Source organism: Metabacillus litoralis, from assembly GCF_020524045.1.
GTDB lineage: Bacteria > Bacillota > Bacilli > Bacillales > Bacillaceae > Metabacillus > Metabacillus litoralis_C.
Genome location: NZ_JAIVKL010000015.1, coordinates 86,213 through 104,207 on the forward strand (window position 1 = coordinate 86,213; position 17,995 = coordinate 104,207).

Annotated in this window: 13 protein-coding genes and 1 riboswitch; of the genes, 11 read left to right on the forward strand and 2 right to left on the reverse strand. The window is 34.6% G+C overall.

Features of this window, described 5'->3' with window-relative positions:
- Positions 1–76 precede the first annotated feature (76 nt).
- Together prpE and LC076_RS18700 are read right to left on the reverse strand one after the other, a co-directional pair.
- On the reverse strand, positions 77–808 hold the full coding sequence (gene prpE / locus LC076_RS18695; protein WP_226670603.1) for a bis(5'-nucleosyl)-tetraphosphatase PrpE: 732 nt from the start codon (positions 806–808) through the stop codon (positions 77–79).
- 142 nt (positions 809–950) lie between these two features.
- Positions 951–2,111, reverse strand: coding sequence for an FtsW/RodA/SpoVE family cell cycle protein (locus tag LC076_RS18700; RefSeq protein WP_226670604.1), 1,161 nt, complete (start codon positions 2,109–2,111; stop codon positions 951–953).
- A gap of 263 nt (positions 2,112–2,374) precedes the next feature.
- Here LC076_RS18700 and mgtE point away from each other — a divergent pair, with 263 nt between their 5' ends.
- The 11 genes from mgtE to LC076_RS18755 all read left to right on the forward strand — a co-directional run bounded on the left by mgtE (position 2,375) and on the right by LC076_RS18755 (position 17,992).
- Complete coding sequence (gene mgtE, locus LC076_RS18705; protein WP_226670605.1) at positions 2,375–3,742, forward strand: magnesium transporter; 1,368 nt, start codon at positions 2,375–2,377, stop codon at positions 3,740–3,742.
- 221 nt (positions 3,743–3,963) lie between these two features.
- A complete protein-coding gene (locus LC076_RS18710) occupies positions 3,964–5,811 on the forward strand; it encodes a monovalent cation:proton antiporter family protein (RefSeq protein ID WP_226670606.1) in 1,848 nt (615 codons plus the stop codon).
- Positions 5,812–6,444: 633 nt separating this feature from the next.
- Positions 6,445–10,644, forward strand: coding sequence for an endo-1,4-beta-xylanase (locus LC076_RS18715; protein WP_226670607.1), 4,200 nt, complete (start codon positions 6,445–6,447; stop codon positions 10,642–10,644).
- A 292-nt stretch (positions 10,645–10,936) separates the two neighbouring features.
- Positions 10,937–12,205, forward strand: a complete 1,269-nt coding sequence (locus LC076_RS18720; RefSeq protein ID WP_226670608.1) for a hypothetical protein — start codon at positions 10,937–10,939, stop codon at positions 12,203–12,205.
- A gap of 395 nt (positions 12,206–12,600) precedes the next feature.
- Complete coding sequence (locus LC076_RS18725; protein WP_226670609.1) at positions 12,601–13,026, forward strand: PH domain-containing protein; 426 nt, start codon at positions 12,601–12,603, stop codon at positions 13,024–13,026.
- A 142-nt stretch (positions 13,027–13,168) separates the two neighbouring features.
- Complete coding sequence (locus LC076_RS18730) at positions 13,169–13,726, forward strand: hypothetical protein (RefSeq protein ID WP_226670610.1); 558 nt, start codon at positions 13,169–13,171, stop codon at positions 13,724–13,726.
- 347 nt (positions 13,727–14,073) lie between these two features.
- Positions 14,074–14,183, forward strand: a riboswitch (TPP riboswitch).
- Positions 14,184–14,268: 85 nt separating this feature from the next.
- On the forward strand, positions 14,269–14,880 hold the full coding sequence (locus LC076_RS18735; protein ID WP_226670611.1) for a thiamine phosphate synthase: 612 nt from the start codon (positions 14,269–14,271) through the stop codon (positions 14,878–14,880).
- Entirely contained in the window at positions 14,873–15,991 is a 1,119-nt protein-coding gene (thiO, locus tag LC076_RS18740) for a glycine oxidase ThiO (RefSeq protein ID WP_226670612.1), read from the forward strand. The genes LC076_RS18735 and thiO overlap by 8 nt, the downstream gene beginning before the upstream one ends.
- A gap of 4 nt (positions 15,992–15,995) precedes the next feature.
- Positions 15,996–16,205 carry a sulfur carrier protein ThiS gene (gene thiS / locus LC076_RS18745; RefSeq protein WP_226670613.1) on the forward strand — a complete coding sequence of 70 codons (210 nt, stop codon included), beginning with the start codon at positions 15,996–15,998 and terminating at the stop codon, positions 16,203–16,205.
- A gap of 3 nt (positions 16,206–16,208) precedes the next feature.
- Complete coding sequence (locus LC076_RS18750) at positions 16,209–16,976, forward strand: thiazole synthase (RefSeq protein ID WP_226670614.1); 768 nt, start codon at positions 16,209–16,211, stop codon at positions 16,974–16,976.
- On the forward strand, positions 16,976–17,992 hold the full coding sequence (locus LC076_RS18755) for a thiazole biosynthesis adenylyltransferase ThiF (protein WP_226670615.1): 1,017 nt from the start codon (positions 16,976–16,978) through the stop codon (positions 17,990–17,992). Before LC076_RS18750 ends, LC076_RS18755 begins: the two co-directional genes overlap by 1 nt.
- The last annotated feature ends 3 nt before the right edge of the window (positions 17,993–17,995 follow it).

Here is a 17,995-nt window from a genome sequence, read left to right on the forward strand (position 1 = left end):
AAATCTTTTCAAGAAGCTCTTCTTACATTTGCTTCCCAATTAGCAAGTTCCATGTGGGTTTCATATTTGAAAGAGACTATTTTCTAAACTTTTCATTAACGTATGGTAAAGAGGATTTAACAGAAATAACTTCATCCTCAGGATAGCGATAAGCTGTAAGCAGGTTTCCAAAAACTGCTCCAGTATCGATATTAATCGTTTGATTTGTTCGCTTTGGTTCTATGACTGGGGTGTGACCATAAACGATTAGAGCTTTTCCGTGATATTGCTGTGCCCAATCACGTCTTTCAGGTGTGCCATCAGGATTTTTCTTTCCGGTAATATCTCCATACAGGACAAATGTTTTAACGGAGTTACTGCTTTTTCCGATATATTCTTCACGAATTCCCGCATGTGCAACAATCAATCTTCCCTCATCAAGAATTTGATATAAAGGAGCTTTTTCATAAAGAGAGATGAAATCATGTTTGATTTTTTCTTGTTTTTTATTTGGAAGATCTTTAAACTCAGCAACAGTTGTTTCAAGTCCATGTGTAATCTGAACTTTATTGCCAAGAAAGTAACGATACAGTTTATTACAATGATTACCTGGAGAATAAAATGCTTTTTTCTCTTTTAAAAGAAGACAAACAATTTCAATTACTTTTATAGAAGAAGGTCCACGATCAGTTAAATCACCAACAAAGGAAAGCATGCGGTTATCTGGGTGTAGTGGCATACCAGTTGACCAATCATATCCTAATTGTTTTGTGAGCTTCTCAAATTCTTCAAAACAACCATGAATATCTCCAATCACATCAATGTTCATTTTTCTTCACCTCTTATAAATAAAAACCTAGAACTTGGGATTAAAAAAATTTGGATAAAGGGGTTTCTTGCCTGAAAATTCACAATTGCTTTTAGCTGGATTCTAAAAAAAAGTACCCTATTTAAAATAGGGTACCACGAATTTAGTCAAACATGTATTTTCTTGTACGAGAACGAACATTTAGGACGAAAGCAATTGCAACCATATAAGTGGCCAATGAGCTTCCACCATAGCTTACAAACGGAAGTGGTAGCCCTGTAATTGGTAAAAGTCCAATCGTCATACCAACATTTTGGAATACCTGAAATGTAATCATTCCGATAACACCAGTACATAAATAGCTGCCAAATGGATCATTGCTTTCTAAAGCAATATGAATCATTCTGTATATTAATAGGAAGAAAAGCGAGATAACTACACTTCCACCAATAAAACCGAATTGTTCAGAAATAATCGCAAATATAAAATCAGTATGTGCCTCAGGTAAATATACCTCTAGGTTTTGGTATCCTTTACCGTCTAACTGTCCGGATCCAATGGCCATTAACGATTTGACAAGTTGAAATCCTTGTTCACCAGAATATTCGTAAGGATTAAGCCATCCGTAAAATCGATCAAGTTGATAGGCTTTGATTTTTAGTAATTCTGGATATTTAAAGAACAAAAGTAAAAATGCTGTTATTGCAAATAGTGCAGAGAATACAACTGGTAAGATGATTCTCCATTTTATTCCTGATATTAAAACAAGAGATGCAATTATTGCACATAACACCATTGTCATCCCCATATCAGGCTGCCTTACTAATAAAAGGATAGGTGGTGAAGCGACTGCAACAAGTTTACCTATAAGTAAAAAATCGTCAGCAACTGAATTATTAGGGTATGTTTCTCGGTGATCTGCAATCACTTTACTCAATACAATAATCATAATAATCTTCATTAATTCTGAAGGTTGGAAATTTCCAAGCGGTCCAAGTCTATACCAACTTGTTGCACCTTTAATTGTTTGAACAATTCCTTCTGGTAACACTTCGAGTCCTAACAAGAGTAACAAACCAAAGCCGTATAAATACCAAGCTAACTGTTTGAACCGATCATAGTCAATGAGCATTGTTACGACAATGGCCATTGAACCAATAATGTACCATTGAATTTGCTTCATCGAAAAGTTAATTTCCTTTAACACTTCTGGAAGAGTTGCTTCTGCACTATTGATAGCAAGTGTACTGACAATCGCCAGTAAAAATAAGATAAAAATTAACGTATAATCTATTTGCTGCTGAGGGGATTTTTCGTTTGTCATAGGAGATCCCTTTCTAATCATGAAACTTGAAATTTTGTACTTACTCATTGTATCATTAACCATCTTAATTGATTGTGAACGATTTGCAAAGAATATAGTTGGAATTTATCATCAAACATGTTGGATTTTATTGCTTCATTGTTTAATAATAGAATATTATAGTATTTGTGATAAACAGCACAATATGTTGAAGAAAAAAATGAATGATATTTATATATTTGAACTTTTCAATAAATAATTGGCGCTTGAGAGGAGGAGCTATTATGTCAGAAGAAAGAGAAAAGGTTGAACTTGAAGAAGGGACATTACTTACTGCTATTATCAACAATAATCTAGAACAATTTCGTGAGACCTTTTTGGAACAGCACCCATACGATCAAGCAAAGTTCTTTGTTAGACTAGAAGAAGAGGCTCGTATTAAAGTATATCATTATTTATCTCCAGAAGAAATGGCTGCTGTCTTTGAAAATATTGAAGACGAAGACGATCAATATGAAACATATTTGTCTGAGATGGATCCCAACTTTGCGGCTCAAATGCTTGCTCAGATGTATGCCGATGATGCGGTTGATGTGTTAAATGAACTTGATAAAGATCAAGTTGCTAGTTATTTAACAATTATGGATGATGATGCAGCTGAAGAGATACGAGAGCTGCTTCATTATGAAGAATACACAGCCGGTAGTATCATGACAACGGAATATATTGCGATACATGCCAATCAAACAGTTCATTCTGCAATGCAAATACTAAAAAATGAAGCTCCAAATGCAGAGACCATTTATTATGTTTTTGTGATTGATGAAGATAAAAAACTTGTTGGAGTTATTTCGTTAAGAGATCTAATTATAAACGAACCTGATACGATGATTTCTGAAATAATGAACGAGCGTGTATATTCAGTTAGCGTAGCTGTTGACCAAGAAGAAGTAGCAAGAAAAATGAAAGACTATAATTTTTTAGCACTTCCTGTTGTTGATTTTAGAGATCATTTACTTGGAATTATTACTGTTGATGATATAGTGGATGTAATTGATGAAGAAGCAAGTGAAGATTATTCAAAGCTAGCCGCTGTTTCAGATGTTGATTCACAGGATCGTGGTCCATTTTCTGCAGCAAGGTCAAGATTACCATGGTTGATCATTCTTTTGTTTTTGGGGATGTTTACTGCAAGTTTAATTGGAAGGTTTGAAGAAACTTTAGACAAAGTAGCTATGCTTGCTGTATTCATTCCTTTAATAGCAGGTATGGCTGGAAATACAGGAACTCAAGCTTTAGCTGTTGCTGTTAGAAGGATATCTGTTGGTGATACGCAAGATCAAACTTTAGGAAAATTAATTATTCGTGAAGCTGGCACAGGAGTAATTACTGGAACTATATGTGGAATTGTCGTAACCTTAGTTGTGTTTATATGGCAAGGAGATATTTATTTAGGTACTCTAGTTGGAATTTCAATTCTTGCAACATTAATTGTTGCTACGATAGCTGGTGCCTTTATTCCTTTAATTATGCATCGTTTAAAGGTTGACCCTGCTGTTGCATCTGGACCTTTTATCACAACAATCAATGATATTCTCAGTATTTTAATTTATTTCGGATTGGCAACTTTATTTATGCAATATTTAATTTAATGATTTGCCATTATGGGATATATTATCACTCGTTTCGTAATTTTTACCAAATTCAAAGCATATAAATACAAAATTTCTCTCTTTTTGTATATGCTTAATATAATTAGAAAATAAAAGCCAATATTAATAAGTACTTGAGCTATTGAGCTAAACATACTTATTTTTATGTTAGTTTGTAAATAAAATAAATTACTAATTATTATAGATAAAGGAGGGATCTGATGCACGGAGCATCCGTTACTTCATTAGTTATTGTCATTTTAGCAGCCTTTTTAACACCGATTTTACTACATCGTTTAAAAATGAATTTTATGCCTGTGGTTGTGGCCGAAATAATTGTGGGTCTTATCATTGGTAAAAGTGGTTTTGACGTTGTTCATCAAGATATGTGGCTTGAAACATTATCACTACTCGGATTTATTTTTCTTATGTTTTTAAGTGGATTAGAAATTGATTTTACTGCATTCGCAGGAGGTAAAAAGAAAGAAAAGCTGCCATCAGGGAAAGATGCCCCTAATGCGTTTGTCGTATCTCTCGTAGTATTTAGTGGCATATTTGCATTATCTTTATTGCTTTCATATGGATTTGTTTGGATAGGATTAATGGATAATGCCTTTTTAACAACTCTTATTATTTCAACCATCTCACTTGGTGTTGTTGTTCCAACATTAAAAGACGCTCAGATCATGAAGTCCAATATTGGTCAAATTATCCTACTAGTTGCTGTAGTAGCTGATTTAGCAACGATGGTCCTTCTTGCTGTATTTGCTTCAATCTATGGTGGAGGAGATAATAATACTTGGCTTCTATTAGTTTTGTTTGGAGCAGGTGTAGCACTCTATTTCTTAGGTAAATCCTTTAAAAATCGTTCGTTCATTGAAACAATGTCAAAAGGAACGATTCAAATTGGTACAAGAGCAGTGTTTACTTTAATTATCTTATTAGTAGCTATCTCAGAAACAATAGGAGCTGAAAACATTTTAGGTGCTTTTTTAGCTGGTGTTCTTGTTTCATTATTATCACCTAACAAAGAAATGGTACAAAAGCTAGATTCTTTCGGATATGGCTTTCTTATTCCGATCTTCTTTGTCATGGTGGGGGTAGAGTTAGACATTTGGGCATTGTTTAAAGACCCGAATATTTTCTTACTAATTCCTTTATTATTTATCGCTTTATTAATTTCAAAAGTTATTCCGATTTTATATTTGAGAAGATGGTATGATTTGAAAACCACATTAGCTTCTGGTTTCCTACTAACGTCTACTCTTTCACTTGTGATCGCTGCTGCAACAATTGGTGAACGAATGGATATTATCACCTCCGAGATGTCTGGGGCACTTATTTTAGTTGCTGTTATTACAAGTATAGTTACACCAATTTTCTTTAAAAAGCTTTTCCCTAAAAATGAAGCTCAGCAAACGAAAATAAAAGTATCCTTTATTGGTGCAAATCAAATGTCACTACCAGTTACAAGAGAGTTAAATCCAGAGCTGTATGAAACAACTGTTTATCATGTGCATCAAGATAAAATAGATAAGCAAATATCACAATCGCTTTTTGATATCCGAGAAGTTATAGACTTTAATTTAGATACGTTAAAGGAACAAAATGCATTTGATGTGGATTTAATTGTTGTTGCGACTGGAAATGAAGATAGAAATGCAGAAATTGCATTGTTTGCTAAAGAGCAGGAAGTTGAACGTGTGATTGCAAGTGTAGCTTCTCCAGATTTGGGAGCAAAGCTTAAGGATAAAGGTATCGATATTTTCTCCACACTGCTTTCAACGAAAACAATGCTACGTGCACTAATTGAAGCACCAAGTGTTATGAGAATTTTAACAAATCAAGAAACAACACTTTACCAAATTAATTTAAATAATGCGAAATATGATAATATCCTATTACGTAATTTTCCGTTTACCGGAGATATTATCTTTGTACGAATCTTCAGAGGGAAAGATTCACTTGTACCACATGGAGACACAGACTTGAAGCTTGGAGATCGTTTGATTGTTACTGGTTCAAGAGAGTATGTGAATGAGTTAAGACAAGAGCTAGAGTTCATTTAATTATTTCTATCTTTTGCTTTGTTTGAATGGAATTGATTTTTGAACAAACATGATCGATAATACACGAGTTCTAAAAGATAAAGACGTCAATTATCAAACATCCTGCATCAAAGGCAGGATGTTTTTGTGTTCTCCTAAAAACTTAGTTTATTTACTGTACAAACTAAGTTCTATTTGTTAAAATAAATTTCGAAAACATAAACAATTCTAAAAAGTCATTACATATTTTTTTGATTTACATCATGAGCATTGTTGAATTGCCTTTATATAGATTAAAGGAGGTGATTACTAGTAGAAATAAGAGGGTAGTACTTCTTAGGTTAATGTTAACAGAAACTATCTAACTAGAGAAAATGCGATCATATTTGTTAACGCTTACAAAGGGGCGGTTTTTTTAAGATATTTATACTTACCGAAGCTACCACAAAAAAATATGAAAGTGAGGAGTTGTTCAATAACTAATAAAGTTAAAAATAGTGAAGATTTATGTTTATTTTTAGATCTGTGTTTAAAGTGAAAATATCAGTTTAAGATTTTTAGAAAAATAGATTTAGCCAAGGGGAACAATTATTTTAGTTTAATTTAATGTAAGCGCTCTATTAATATAGTGAATTTTATGGGGGAATATAGCAAATGAGTAGAAATTTAAAAAAATTCTTTTTAGGATTTCTTGTTGTTATGATGGTTGTTCCATCAGCCTTGATCACTCCGGTTGCAAAAGCAGCAACGAACGAAGATATTCCAGTTATTCTGTATCATAGAATTGTTGATAATCCTTCAAACCAATGGACTGATACTAGCGTTGAGAAATTTGAGAAGACGATGCAATATCTTTCAGCGAATGGATATACAACTTTGACTGCAGATCAATATGTGAGCATCATGGAAGGAAATGAAGTGGCTCCTAAAAAAGCGATCTTATTAACCTTTGACGATGCGACTCCAGATTTTATTGAAAATGCTCTTCCAGTGTTGAAACAATATAATATGAACGCAGTTTTATTTGTTGTTAGCGATTGGATAGGCCAAAATTATAGTATGTCTAAAGACCAATTGCAAAGTTTGACAAATGAACAAAATATCAGTTTACAAAATCATTCCAAAACTCATGATGAAACTATTTGGGGAAATGGTGTAGGTAGCAATAGTGACATTTCAAAAGAACATGCTGAAGAACAAATTTCACAAGCAAATGGATATCTTAAAAATATAACAGGTAAAGATCCAATTCTTATGGCGTATCCATATGGTAGTTACAATGATGTAACTAAAGAAGTAAATCAAGAAAATGAAATTAAGTATGCTTTTAAAGTTGGTAATCCTAGTGATGACAATTATTCTATGGGTCGTCATTATGTATTAATGGATACGACACTAGAGGAAATTGCAGGATGGTTGGGAGGACCCACTCCATCTCCGGAAGGAGAATCAGGAGACCAGACAGGCACTGAAAATGTCTATCATGAATCTTTTGCAAACGGTGTAGGTGTTGCAAAGCAAGCTGGTAACGCAAAATTGGAAGGGGTTTCTAATACCGTTTTTGAAGGAAATGAAGACGGAAAAGCACTCTTTGTAAGAGATAGATTGAACAATTGGGATGGAGTTAATATCAATTTCAGCGATGTAGGATTGAAAAATGGAAAGACGTATTCAATTAAAGTCACAGGTTATGTGGCTAGTAATGTGGCTGTACCAGAAGGTGGACAAGCTTTACTTCAAAACATAGATAGTTATAATGGCTTGTATGTAGCAGCAGATTATGTGTCCGGAGAACCTTTTACTTTAACGGGAGAGTACACTGTTAATACGAGTGTAGATTCTGCGCTTCGTATTCAATCGAATGATGTTGGTAAAGAGGTTCCATTCTATATCGGGGATATTTTAATTACTGAAAAAGTAACTCCTGGTGAGGATGATGAGCCTACACCAGATCCAGTGGACTCAAGACCACCCGCTTTAGACTTCACAATGATTGATTTTGAAGATCAAGGAACAGGAGGCTTCGAACGTAGAGGAGAAACAGAAACCTTGACTGTAACAGATGAAGCGAATCATACAGATAACGGTTCATATGCTTTAAAAGTAGAAGGTAGAGAGCAAGCATGGAATGGACCAGCACTACGCGTAGAGAAGTATGTTGACAAAGGGACCGAATATAAAATTTCTGCCTGGGTTAAGTTGATTTCACCGGGAAGCTCACAGCTACAGCTATCCACTCAAGTTGGAGAGGGTGACGGAGCAAGTTATAATAATCTTCAAGGAAAAACAATTACCAAAGAAGATGGATGGGTTTTGTTTGAGGGAACTTATAGATACAGCAGTTTAGGAGACGAATTTTTAGCTATCTATATAGAAAGCTCGAATAATAGTGATGCCACTTTCTATATAGATGATATCAGCTTTGAGTCAACTGATTCGGGACCGGTTGAAGTTGAGGATTTAACACCGATAAAGGAAGTCTATAAAGATGATTTCTTAATTGGTAACGCAATATCTACGAAAGATTTGGAAGGTAATAGACTTAAGCTCCTTAATAAGCATCATAATGTTGTAACAGCTGAAAACGCAATGAAACCAGTGTATGCATATAACGATAATAAGCAATTTGATTTTGCTGCAGAGGATGCGCTAGTTGATCAAACATTAGGAGAAGGACTGAAGATGGTAGGACACGTGCTAGTGTGGCATCAGCAGTCAGAGGAATCACTTCATACTGATATAAATGGTGAGCCTTTAAGCAGAGAAGAAGCTCTAAATAATTTGAGAAATCATGTTAAAACAGTAGTTGAACACTTTGGTGATAAAGTAATATCTTGGGATGTTGTTAATGAGGCAATGAATGATAATCCTCAAAACCCTTCAGATTGGAGAGCGTCTTTACGTCAATCTGGTTGGTACAAAGCTATTGGACCGGACTATATAGAGGAATCTTTCTTAGCTGCAAAAGAAGCTCTTGGTGGAAAAGATGTTAAGCTTTATTATAATGACTATAACGATGATAATCAGAATAAAGCTGAGGCAATTTATCAAATGGTCAAAGAAATCAATGAGAAGTACTCAGCTGAAAATGATGGTGAACTTCTAATTGATGGTATTGGTATGCAGGCGCATTACAATCTAAGTACAAATCCTGAAAACGTAAAGAGATCGTTGGAGAAATTTAGTTCTGTAACGAATGAAGTAAGTGTGACAGAACTTGATGTTACCGCAGGAAGTGAAAATGAGTTAACTGAGAAACAAGCAAATGAGCAAGCTTATTTATATGCTCAATTATTCAAGATTTATAAAGAACACGCAGAGGACATCGCACGCGTCACATTTTGGGGATTGAATGATACAACAAGTTGGAGATCTGCCCAAAGTCCATTACTATTTGATAAAGACTTGCAAGCAAAACTAGCTTATTATGCAGTAATAGATCCTGATAAATTCTTAGCAGAATATGATCCTGAAGAGAAAGTAGTTAATCAGGGAACTGCATTGTTCGGCACACCTGAAATCGATGGGAATATCGATGATGTTTGGAGTGATGTACCTGCACTACCGGTTAATCGATATTTGATGGCTTGGCAGGGAGCAAACGGTGTAGCAAAAACACTATGGGATAATGAAAACCTATATGTATTGATTCAGGTTAGCGACTCGCAGCTGGACAAATCAAGCCCAAATGCTTATGAGCAGGATTCTGTTGAAATTTTCGTTGACGAAAATAATGCCAAAACACCGTCCTATGAAAATGGAGACGGACAATATAGAGTGAATTTTGATAACGAAACCTCATTCAATCCTACAAGCATTATGAATGGTTTTGAATCGAAAACAAAGGTTTCTGGAACAAACTATACAGTTGAAGTGAAAATACCATTAAACACAATTAATCCAACAAATAACACGAAAATCGGTTTTGATATACAAATCAATGATGGTCAAGATGGTGCTCGTCAAAGCTCTGCTGCATGGAACGATACGACTGGTGTTGGATATCAGGACACATCTGTGTTTGGTGAGTTGACTCTAGTAGAATATAAAACACCAGAAACGCCAGAAACGCCAGAAACACCAGAAACACCAGAAACACCAGAAACACCAGAAACACCAGAAACACCAGAAACACCAGAAACAACGAAACCGAATGATGATAAAAAAGATGTTGTAACGAAACCAGTTGTTAAAGATAACAAGGCTTCAGTAGAAGACAAAGAAGTAAACGCTGTTAAGAAAAATGGTCAGCTTGTGATTGATTTAAGAGATCACAAATCTTCAGTAAACGTTTTAATTACTAAAGATCAAGTGAAAATCCTTAAAGAGAAAAATGCTGAAATAAAAATTAAAGTCAAAGATTTAAACATTACAATTCCTTCTTCAGTGCTAACTAATGGAGACGAAGCTGTTGAAGTTAAAGTAGAAAAAATGGTTGTAGAAGGTGCATTGAGTGGTGTTTATAACTTAACTATTATCCAAGGGGATAAGGAAATTGACAAATTTGATTCTGATTCAAAAGTTACTTTAAGCTTTAAAGTAGATACTAGTAAAGTTAAAAATTCATCAAATGTTAAAATTTTCTATTGGAATCCAGACGATAAAGAATGGGAATTAGTAGGCGGGAAATATAATAATGGCTATGTAACTACTAAAACTAGTCACTTTAGCACATTCACGGTATTTGAAATGACGAAAGATGGAAGTTTAAATACAGATGCACCACAATTAGAAGAAGGAGCAAATACTCTACCTAATACAGCAACCAACACATTAACTTGGTTAGTTATTGGTATAGTTCTACTAGTTATCGGTTCATGTTTCTCTCTATATATTAGAAGAAAAGAAGCATAAACCTCTAAACAAGAAGGAGCTAACATTCATTGTGAATGTGGTTTTGGAAAAAACACAAAAATAACAGATGAAATAGCATGAAAATGATAATCCAATTTTTTTAATTAGGTATCTAAATTTTCAAGAAAATCACCTCAAAATAGCACCCAAATAGTATCTAGACAATAAAAATTGTCGACGTGCTAATTAGGGTGCTATTTTACTATTTTATTTTCATTTGGGGTGAGAATGAATAAAAAGGTAATTTGAGGAAAATCTATAAAGACAGACCAAGTCGGAGGGAGAATAACCTATGCCTCATCAGAAGTTCCAGTCAAGTGCGATTAAAGCAAGATATGCCAAAGGTGCATTATCTGTATTTGGTGCGAACTCCGTTTATCCCCGGATTCCGTGGGTTGCAGCTTGGTGGTCGTTAACTTTCCCGGGGTTTGGACACATATTTTTAGGTAGGTATCTTCCTGGTTTTATTCTGATTATATGGGAGCTTGTGGTAAACACTCAGTCCAATCTAAACTTGGGAATTGCCTTGTCCATGCTTGGTAGGTTTGAGGAGGCAAAGACTGTCATTAATGAGGAGTGGGTTCTTCTTTATATGAGTGCATATATATTTAGTATCTGGGACAGTTACCGCTCTGCTGTTGAAATTAGCAAAAGTCACATTTTATCCGAAGTGGAAGATGCACCTGTCGGACCTTCAGATGTTAGCTCTTTCGACATTGTTATTATTGACAAGAAAAAGCCCTGGTTAGCATCTGTTTGGTCAATTTTATCACCTGGATTAGGACAATTATATAGTGGTCATACTGTTGCAGGTACTTTTATTTTGGCATGGTGGATATTTGTTACCTATAAGGCTAATATGATTGGTTCTTGGTTTTATTCGGTGATTGGAGATTTTAACCTGGCCTCTTCAATGGTGGATTGGCAGTGGTTTCTTTTCTTGCCGTCTATGTTCACTTTTGCAATCTATCAAGCCTATGCAGCGGTAAATGAAACGAATGTAGTATTCGATATTGAGCAAACACGCTACCTTAGAGTGAGGGATGAAAAATTGACACAACAAAGACAAAATACGCTAGAGAATGATATAGTACAAATCATTGCCACTTTTGAACACTCGCCCTTTGTAGAGATGGCTATTCATGATATTGAGACAATAGGAGTGCCACAGAAGAATATTGTTGCATTGCCTTTAGAAAATCTTGACTCCCAAACATTTATCATTGATTCTCTTCATCAGGCTGATGGTAGAAGTGTTTTAGATGGAGCTATGGTGAGCGGAACGATTTTTATGGTTCTGGGTACAATCTATGGATTCGTATGGTACTGGGGACCAGTGATTTGGGGGTTACTTGGCTTGGTTGGAGGTTTCTTCTTGGGATTAATAATTGAATTAGCTTTTCAAAAAAAGAAAATAAAGTTATTTGCAAGTCGTAAGAATGAGGTCTATATGCAGGTAACATGTCATACCTCTATGAAGGAGCATTTGATTAAAATTCTTAAAGCAAGGAAGGCTAATGGTTATTTGATTATGCCTCAGCGAATAACACCTGATACTTAAATATATATGGTAAATTTAATGGATATCTAAATACCTTTAAATATCTTATTTTAACTTAGCTCAGTTATTAGCTTAGTGAGTTTTTTAGCTTGTAATCAAGGTTATCGCAAGTAGTATTTTGCTATTTTGGGATTTATCCAGGATATGTTGTTGAATTTTTTATTGTTAGCTATTTAGAGGGCAATAGTAGCTTGGTCGGTAATTTCAAGGAAGTAATAAAGAATTTGATCTACAATAAATGTGCTGCATTTTTTAGTGTTTTTTTTCATGTAAGGGGTATTGAAGAAAGATCGTACATTATTAATGGGAATTATAGTTAATGTACATGAAACTTTTTATAAAGTTATTCGTAAGAAAGATAGATAGAAGCTTTGAGTTTCTTGGAGGTGATCTTTTTGAAATATAAGTCACGGAAAGATTGGTGGTTATCTGTTATCGTTTGGGGAGCTATGGTTTTTTCCTTAGGAATTGGTAGTTATTCACTAATTGAAAAAACAACTACTGTTATGGAATCTATCATTATATTATCTCTTTCTATTATTTTACCAATTTTTATATTGTGGATGTGGTTAACAACCTATTACGTAATAACCGAAAACAAATTAATCATCAGGTTTGGTCCATTTAAAAAACATATAGAATTAGATACAATAAAGTCAGTAAAAAAAACAATGAATCCACTATCAAGTCCTGCATTATCACTAAGAAGACTTGAAATAGTATACCATCAATACAATTCTATACTTATCTCTCCCTTGGATAGAGAGGAGTTCATAGAAATTCTCTCCAAGAGGTGTCCTCATATTAAAATTATCACTTAATAAAAGGAATTGTATCTGGATTCTTTCCCTATTCTCCGCCGGGATTGAAAGGTTTTTTCATAGAAAAGCGATTGCCAGTAATGGAAATTAACGACAAAGTGTAACATAGATCAGTATAATGAATATAAAAAGGGGAACAATGATGTCAAAAACAAAAAAATTAATGGGCGGCATTTTGTCTGCAGCTGTTGCATTGAGTGCTTGCAGCTCAAAGGAAGAACTAGCGGTTCAAGAAGAATCGAATTTTTCTGATGATAACATACAAACATCAACGTATACCTATGAGGAAGAAGAAGAAGAAGTGGTAGCAGCAGTTGATGAAATTGAATTAGACAATTTACAATCTCAGTATCCGGATATGGACTTAGAAGCTATGGAAGATTATATGGAAGAAAACGATTTGGATTACCAAGAAGATGAGTTGATTACTTTTTTAGATGACATTTATGAAAATGGGGAATCTACTTTAACATCAAACTATTATGCTAATGAAAATTCGTTTCCTTGGTGGATATTCCTATTAGCAGCTACATCAAAAACAAAGCCAACAGGTAAAGTATCATTAACTAAACCTACTACGTCTGCTCCAGAAGTCAAGACAGCACCTAAGGCGAACAAAAATGTAACTACATCATCTTCATCTAGTAGTACAAAAACTAGTTCAGGTTTTGGTTCCAGCAGTACTTCTTCTGGTTCATAAAGGCTCTTTTCTCAACGATTGTTGTTATGTAACCAAAATTCGGAGTGAAAAACAGTGTTTTCCCGCTATAAGGGTACTTTTTTATGAAGAAAAGATGCTACTATACTTAATACAGTGCTGATTGCTTAGGGTATTTAAAGCAACAAAGTTTGCGAAAACAGCCTTCATAAAACAAACGTCCTAAATACACACAGGTGCTTTTATACTTACTCATTTACATGTAAACTATGATTTTAGGATAATATTTGTGTATATTTTATTAGTAAAGAACCAATTTATTAACTACAATGGTGTTTTTTCCTTGAAAGATATAAATCATTTGGTATGATAGAATTAACTATTATAAAGATAACCGCTAGGGGTGCCCTAATTAAAGGGTTGAGATTAAAGTGTTTCTTTAAGACCCTCATAACCTGATCTGGATTATACCAGCGTAGGGAAGTGGATTACGGCATATTCCTTATGTATGTAAACCACTTTCTTACAAAGAAAGTGGTTTTTTGCATTTATTCTTTTTTAATATCTGAAAATAGGTGAGCATCATGGAAATACATGTAATAACAGATGGTAATCAATCCATAGCTGAATTAACAAACCGCCTTCTGCTTCTTCATGAAGAAGTGGATTATATTCATATTCGAGAAAAAACGAAAACCGTTACAGAACAAATGATAATTGTTTCAAATTTAATAAAACAAGGTGTTCCAAAAGAAAAATTAGTAATAAACGATCGACTTGATGTTGCTTTACTAAATAATATTCCCAATGTTCATTTACCAGGCCACAGCTTTTCAATAGACGATGTAAAAAAATTCAATTCTACATTAAAAGTAGGTAGCTCTGTTCACTCCTTAGAGGAGGCCGTAAGTAGTGAGAAATCTGGAGCAGATTATGTGATATTTGGTCATATTTTTGAAACGAATTCAAAAGAAAACCTAGCCCCAAGAGGTATAGAGCAGTTACGTGAAATAACTGAGCATATACAAATACCAGTAGTTGCCATTGGAGGAATTGAACCTTTAACTGTAAAAGAGCTGAAACATATAAAGCTAAAGGGAGTTGCGATTATGTCTTATGTAATGAAAAACAAAGATCCCATTTTAGCAATTACTGAATTGAAAAAATCGTTGGAGAGGGGTGATGATGTTGAATGAAAAATATGATGTTGGAATCATCGGCGGCGGAATTATCGGGCAATCTATTGCCTATCAGTTAGCAAAGGAAAATATCTCAGTTGTTGTGTTAGAAAGTAATAAAGTTGGGGCTGGTGCAACAAGTGCTGCTGCTGGGATGTTAGGGGCGAGTTCTGAGCTTGAAAACAATGATGCTTTTTTTCAATTTGCTAAAGAAAGTCAGCACCAATATAAAACCTTAAATCATGAGCTTACTGACTTATCACAAATGAATATCCAGCATGTTGATAAAGGAATGTATAAGCTTGCTTTTACAGAGATAGAAGCGAAGAAGTTGAAAACAGCTTGTAAAGAACACAATTCACTAGAATGGCATTCAAAACAGCAGGTATTAGCTGTGGAGCCTAATCTTTCTCAGGAAATTGTGGGAGCTCTCTTTATACCAGAAGATGGTCATGTTTCCCCAAAGCATGTATGTGCAGCTTTTTCAAAATCTGCTAGCTTACTAGGAGCTGTTATAGTTGAAAACTCTCCAGTTCATTCTATTAAAAAACTAGGTGTAGAAGACTATATTCTCTCAACTAATCAAAATCAATATAGCTGTAGTCATATCGTCATTGCAAATGGTGTATGGAGTGATTATTTCTTTAAACAACTCGAATTAGATATGAAAATAAAACCTGTTAAAGGTGAGTGTCTCGCAGTATCTAGCGAAAATATAAGTCTAGAAAAAACAATTTTTTACGATCACTGCTATATTGTTCCTAAAGGTGATGGTCGATTAGTGGTTGGCGCTACAATGGTCGATGATGATTGGAGTACAACACCAACACTTGGTGGTATTCAATCGTTAATCGGAAAAATAACACCGATTTTACCTGCGATTAAATCTGCAAAGCTTCTTGAAACATGGGCAGGACTTCGACCGCAAACAGGTGATGGTAAGCCTTATATTGGTCAGCATCCAAGTGGAGAAAATATTTATTTTGCAACTGGACATTATCGAAATGGTATTTTACTAGCACCAAAAACTGGGACGATGGTTAGAGATTTAATCTTAAAAAGAAAACTAAATGAAGATTATGTAAAAGCTTTTTCCATCACACGTAATCTAGCAAAAGCAGCGAGGTGATAACATGAGCATAAAATTAAATGGAGAATTAGTAGAATTAGTAGAATTAAACGATGTAAACACAATTCAACAGCTATTAGCTTATTACAAGCTAGAAGATCGACTTGTTATTGTTGAACATAATCGAGACATTATTTTAAAAGATAAATATAAAGAAACAACCATCAAAAATGGTGATGAAATTGAGCTAGTTCATTTTGTAGGAGGAGGATGAAACATGTTAAAAATCGCAGACAAAACATTCCAATCAAGATTACTATTAGGTACAGGAAAATATCCATCATTTGAAATTCAAAAGGAAGCTGTGGCAAAATCGGAATCTGAGATTCTAACATTTGCTGTAAGAAGAATGAATATATTCGAAGAATCACAACCAAATTTCCTAGAACAATTAGACTTGTCAAAATATACACTTTTACCAAATACGGCTGGTGCTAAAACAGCCGAGGAAGCAGTGAGAATTGCTAAGCTGGCAAAAGCATCTGGGTTATGTGACATGATTAAGGTAGAGGTAATTGGCTGTGACCGGTCACTCTTACCTGATCCAGTGGAAACACTAAAAGCAAGTGAAATGTTATTAGAAGAAGGCTTTATTGTTTTGCCATATACATCTGATGATGTTGTGCTTGCTAGGAAACTAGAAGAATTAGGGGTGCATGCAATTATGCCAGGTGCTTCACCAATTGGTTCAGGACAAGGAATTTTAAATCCCTTAAATTTGTCATTTATTATAGAACAATCAAAGGTACCGGTTATTATTGATGCAGGAATTGGCTCACCATCTGATGCTGCTCTTGCAATGGAGCTTGGTGCAGATGGAGTGTTGTTAAATACAGCAGTTTCAGCTGCAAATGATCCAGTTAAAATGGCAATTGCGATGAAAACAGCGATTGAAGCTGGAAGAATGGGTTATGAAGCTGGTAGAATAGCTAAAAAGGATTATGCAATTGCTAGCAGTCCTACAGAGGGAATGATTACAACTTAATGGAACGCTATTCAAGACAAATGCTTTTTTCACCAATTGGGGAAAATGGGCAAAATAATATAAAAGCTAGACATGTATTAGTTGTTGGTGCTGGGGCGTTAGGAACAGCAAATGCTGAGATGATTGCAAGAGCAGGTATCGGTAAGTTAACACTTGTTGATCGAGATTATGTCGAATGGAGCAATCTACAAAGACAACAATTATATATAGAAGAAGATGCGCAAAATCGAATGCCAAAAGCGATTGCCGCTAAACTTCATTTACAAAAGATTAATTCTGAGGTAGATGTCCAGGCATTTGTTGAAGATGTAACTTCTGCAAACATCGAAGAATTTGTTCATGATGTTGATGTTATTGTCGATGCAACAGATAATTTTGAAACACGATTATTAATCAATGATATTTCAATAAAAAACAAAATTCCTTGGATTTATGGTGGTTGTGTGGGTAGCTATGGTCTTTCCTTCACTGTGATTCCAAATGAAACACCATGTCTACATTGCTTACTAAAGCACATACCATTTGATGGAATGACGTGTGATACAGTTGGCGTTATTTCGCCAATAGTAAGTATGGTAGCCTCACATCAAACAACAGAAGTACTAAAGCTCCTTGTGGGTGATAAAGAAAATAGAAGAAGCAAGCTTGTTTCATTTGATTTATGGAAAAATCAATATTCTTCGATTAATATGACACGTTTGAAAAATGAGGCATGTCCAACTTGTGGAGATGATCCTGTTTATCCTTATTTAACAGCTGAAAAAGGCACAAAAGCAGCTGTATTATGTGGTAGAGATACAGTTCAAATTAGACCAAGTGAGGACAATAATATATCTTTTGAAAAAATTTCTGAAAGAGTTAAACCACTGGCAGATGCATTTTTAGAAAATCCCTTTTTGATGTCGTTTACGTTTGGTGAGCATCGAATTGTGTTATTTAAGGATGGTCGTGCGTTAATTCATGGAACAAAGGATATAGCGGAAGCAAAGAAAATTTATCATCGCTATGTTGGGTAAGGA

Excerpts from the sequence above, each read along its gene's own strand:
- prpE (WP_226670603.1), bottom strand. The coding sequence starts at position 808 with ATGAACATTGATGTGATTGGAGATATTCATGGTTGTTTTGAAGAATTT.
- LC076_RS18700 (WP_226670604.1), bottom strand. The coding sequence starts at position 2,111 with ATGACAAACGAAAAATCCCCTCAGCAGCAAATAGATTATACGTTAATT.
- mgtE (WP_226670605.1), top strand. The coding sequence starts at position 2,375 with ATGTCAGAAGAAAGAGAAAAGGTTGAACTTGAAGAAGGGACATTACTT.
- LC076_RS18710 (WP_226670606.1), top strand. The coding sequence starts at position 3,964 with ATGCACGGAGCATCCGTTACTTCATTAGTTATTGTCATTTTAGCAGCC.
- LC076_RS18715 (WP_226670607.1), top strand. The coding sequence starts at position 6,445 with ATGAGTAGAAATTTAAAAAAATTCTTTTTAGGATTTCTTGTTGTTATG.
- LC076_RS18720 (WP_226670608.1), top strand. The coding sequence starts at position 10,937 with ATGCCTCATCAGAAGTTCCAGTCAAGTGCGATTAAAGCAAGATATGCC.
- LC076_RS18730 (WP_226670610.1), top strand. The coding sequence starts at position 13,169 with ATGTCAAAAACAAAAAAATTAATGGGCGGCATTTTGTCTGCAGCTGTT.
- LC076_RS18735 (WP_226670611.1), top strand. The coding sequence starts at position 14,269 with ATGGAAATACATGTAATAACAGATGGTAATCAATCCATAGCTGAATTA.
- thiS (WP_226670613.1), top strand. The coding sequence starts at position 15,996 with ATGAGCATAAAATTAAATGGAGAATTAGTAGAATTAGTAGAATTAAAC.
- LC076_RS18750 (WP_226670614.1), top strand. The coding sequence starts at position 16,209 with ATGTTAAAAATCGCAGACAAAACATTCCAATCAAGATTACTATTAGGT.
- LC076_RS18755 (WP_226670615.1), top strand. The coding sequence starts at position 16,976 with ATGGAACGCTATTCAAGACAAATGCTTTTTTCACCAATTGGGGAAAAT.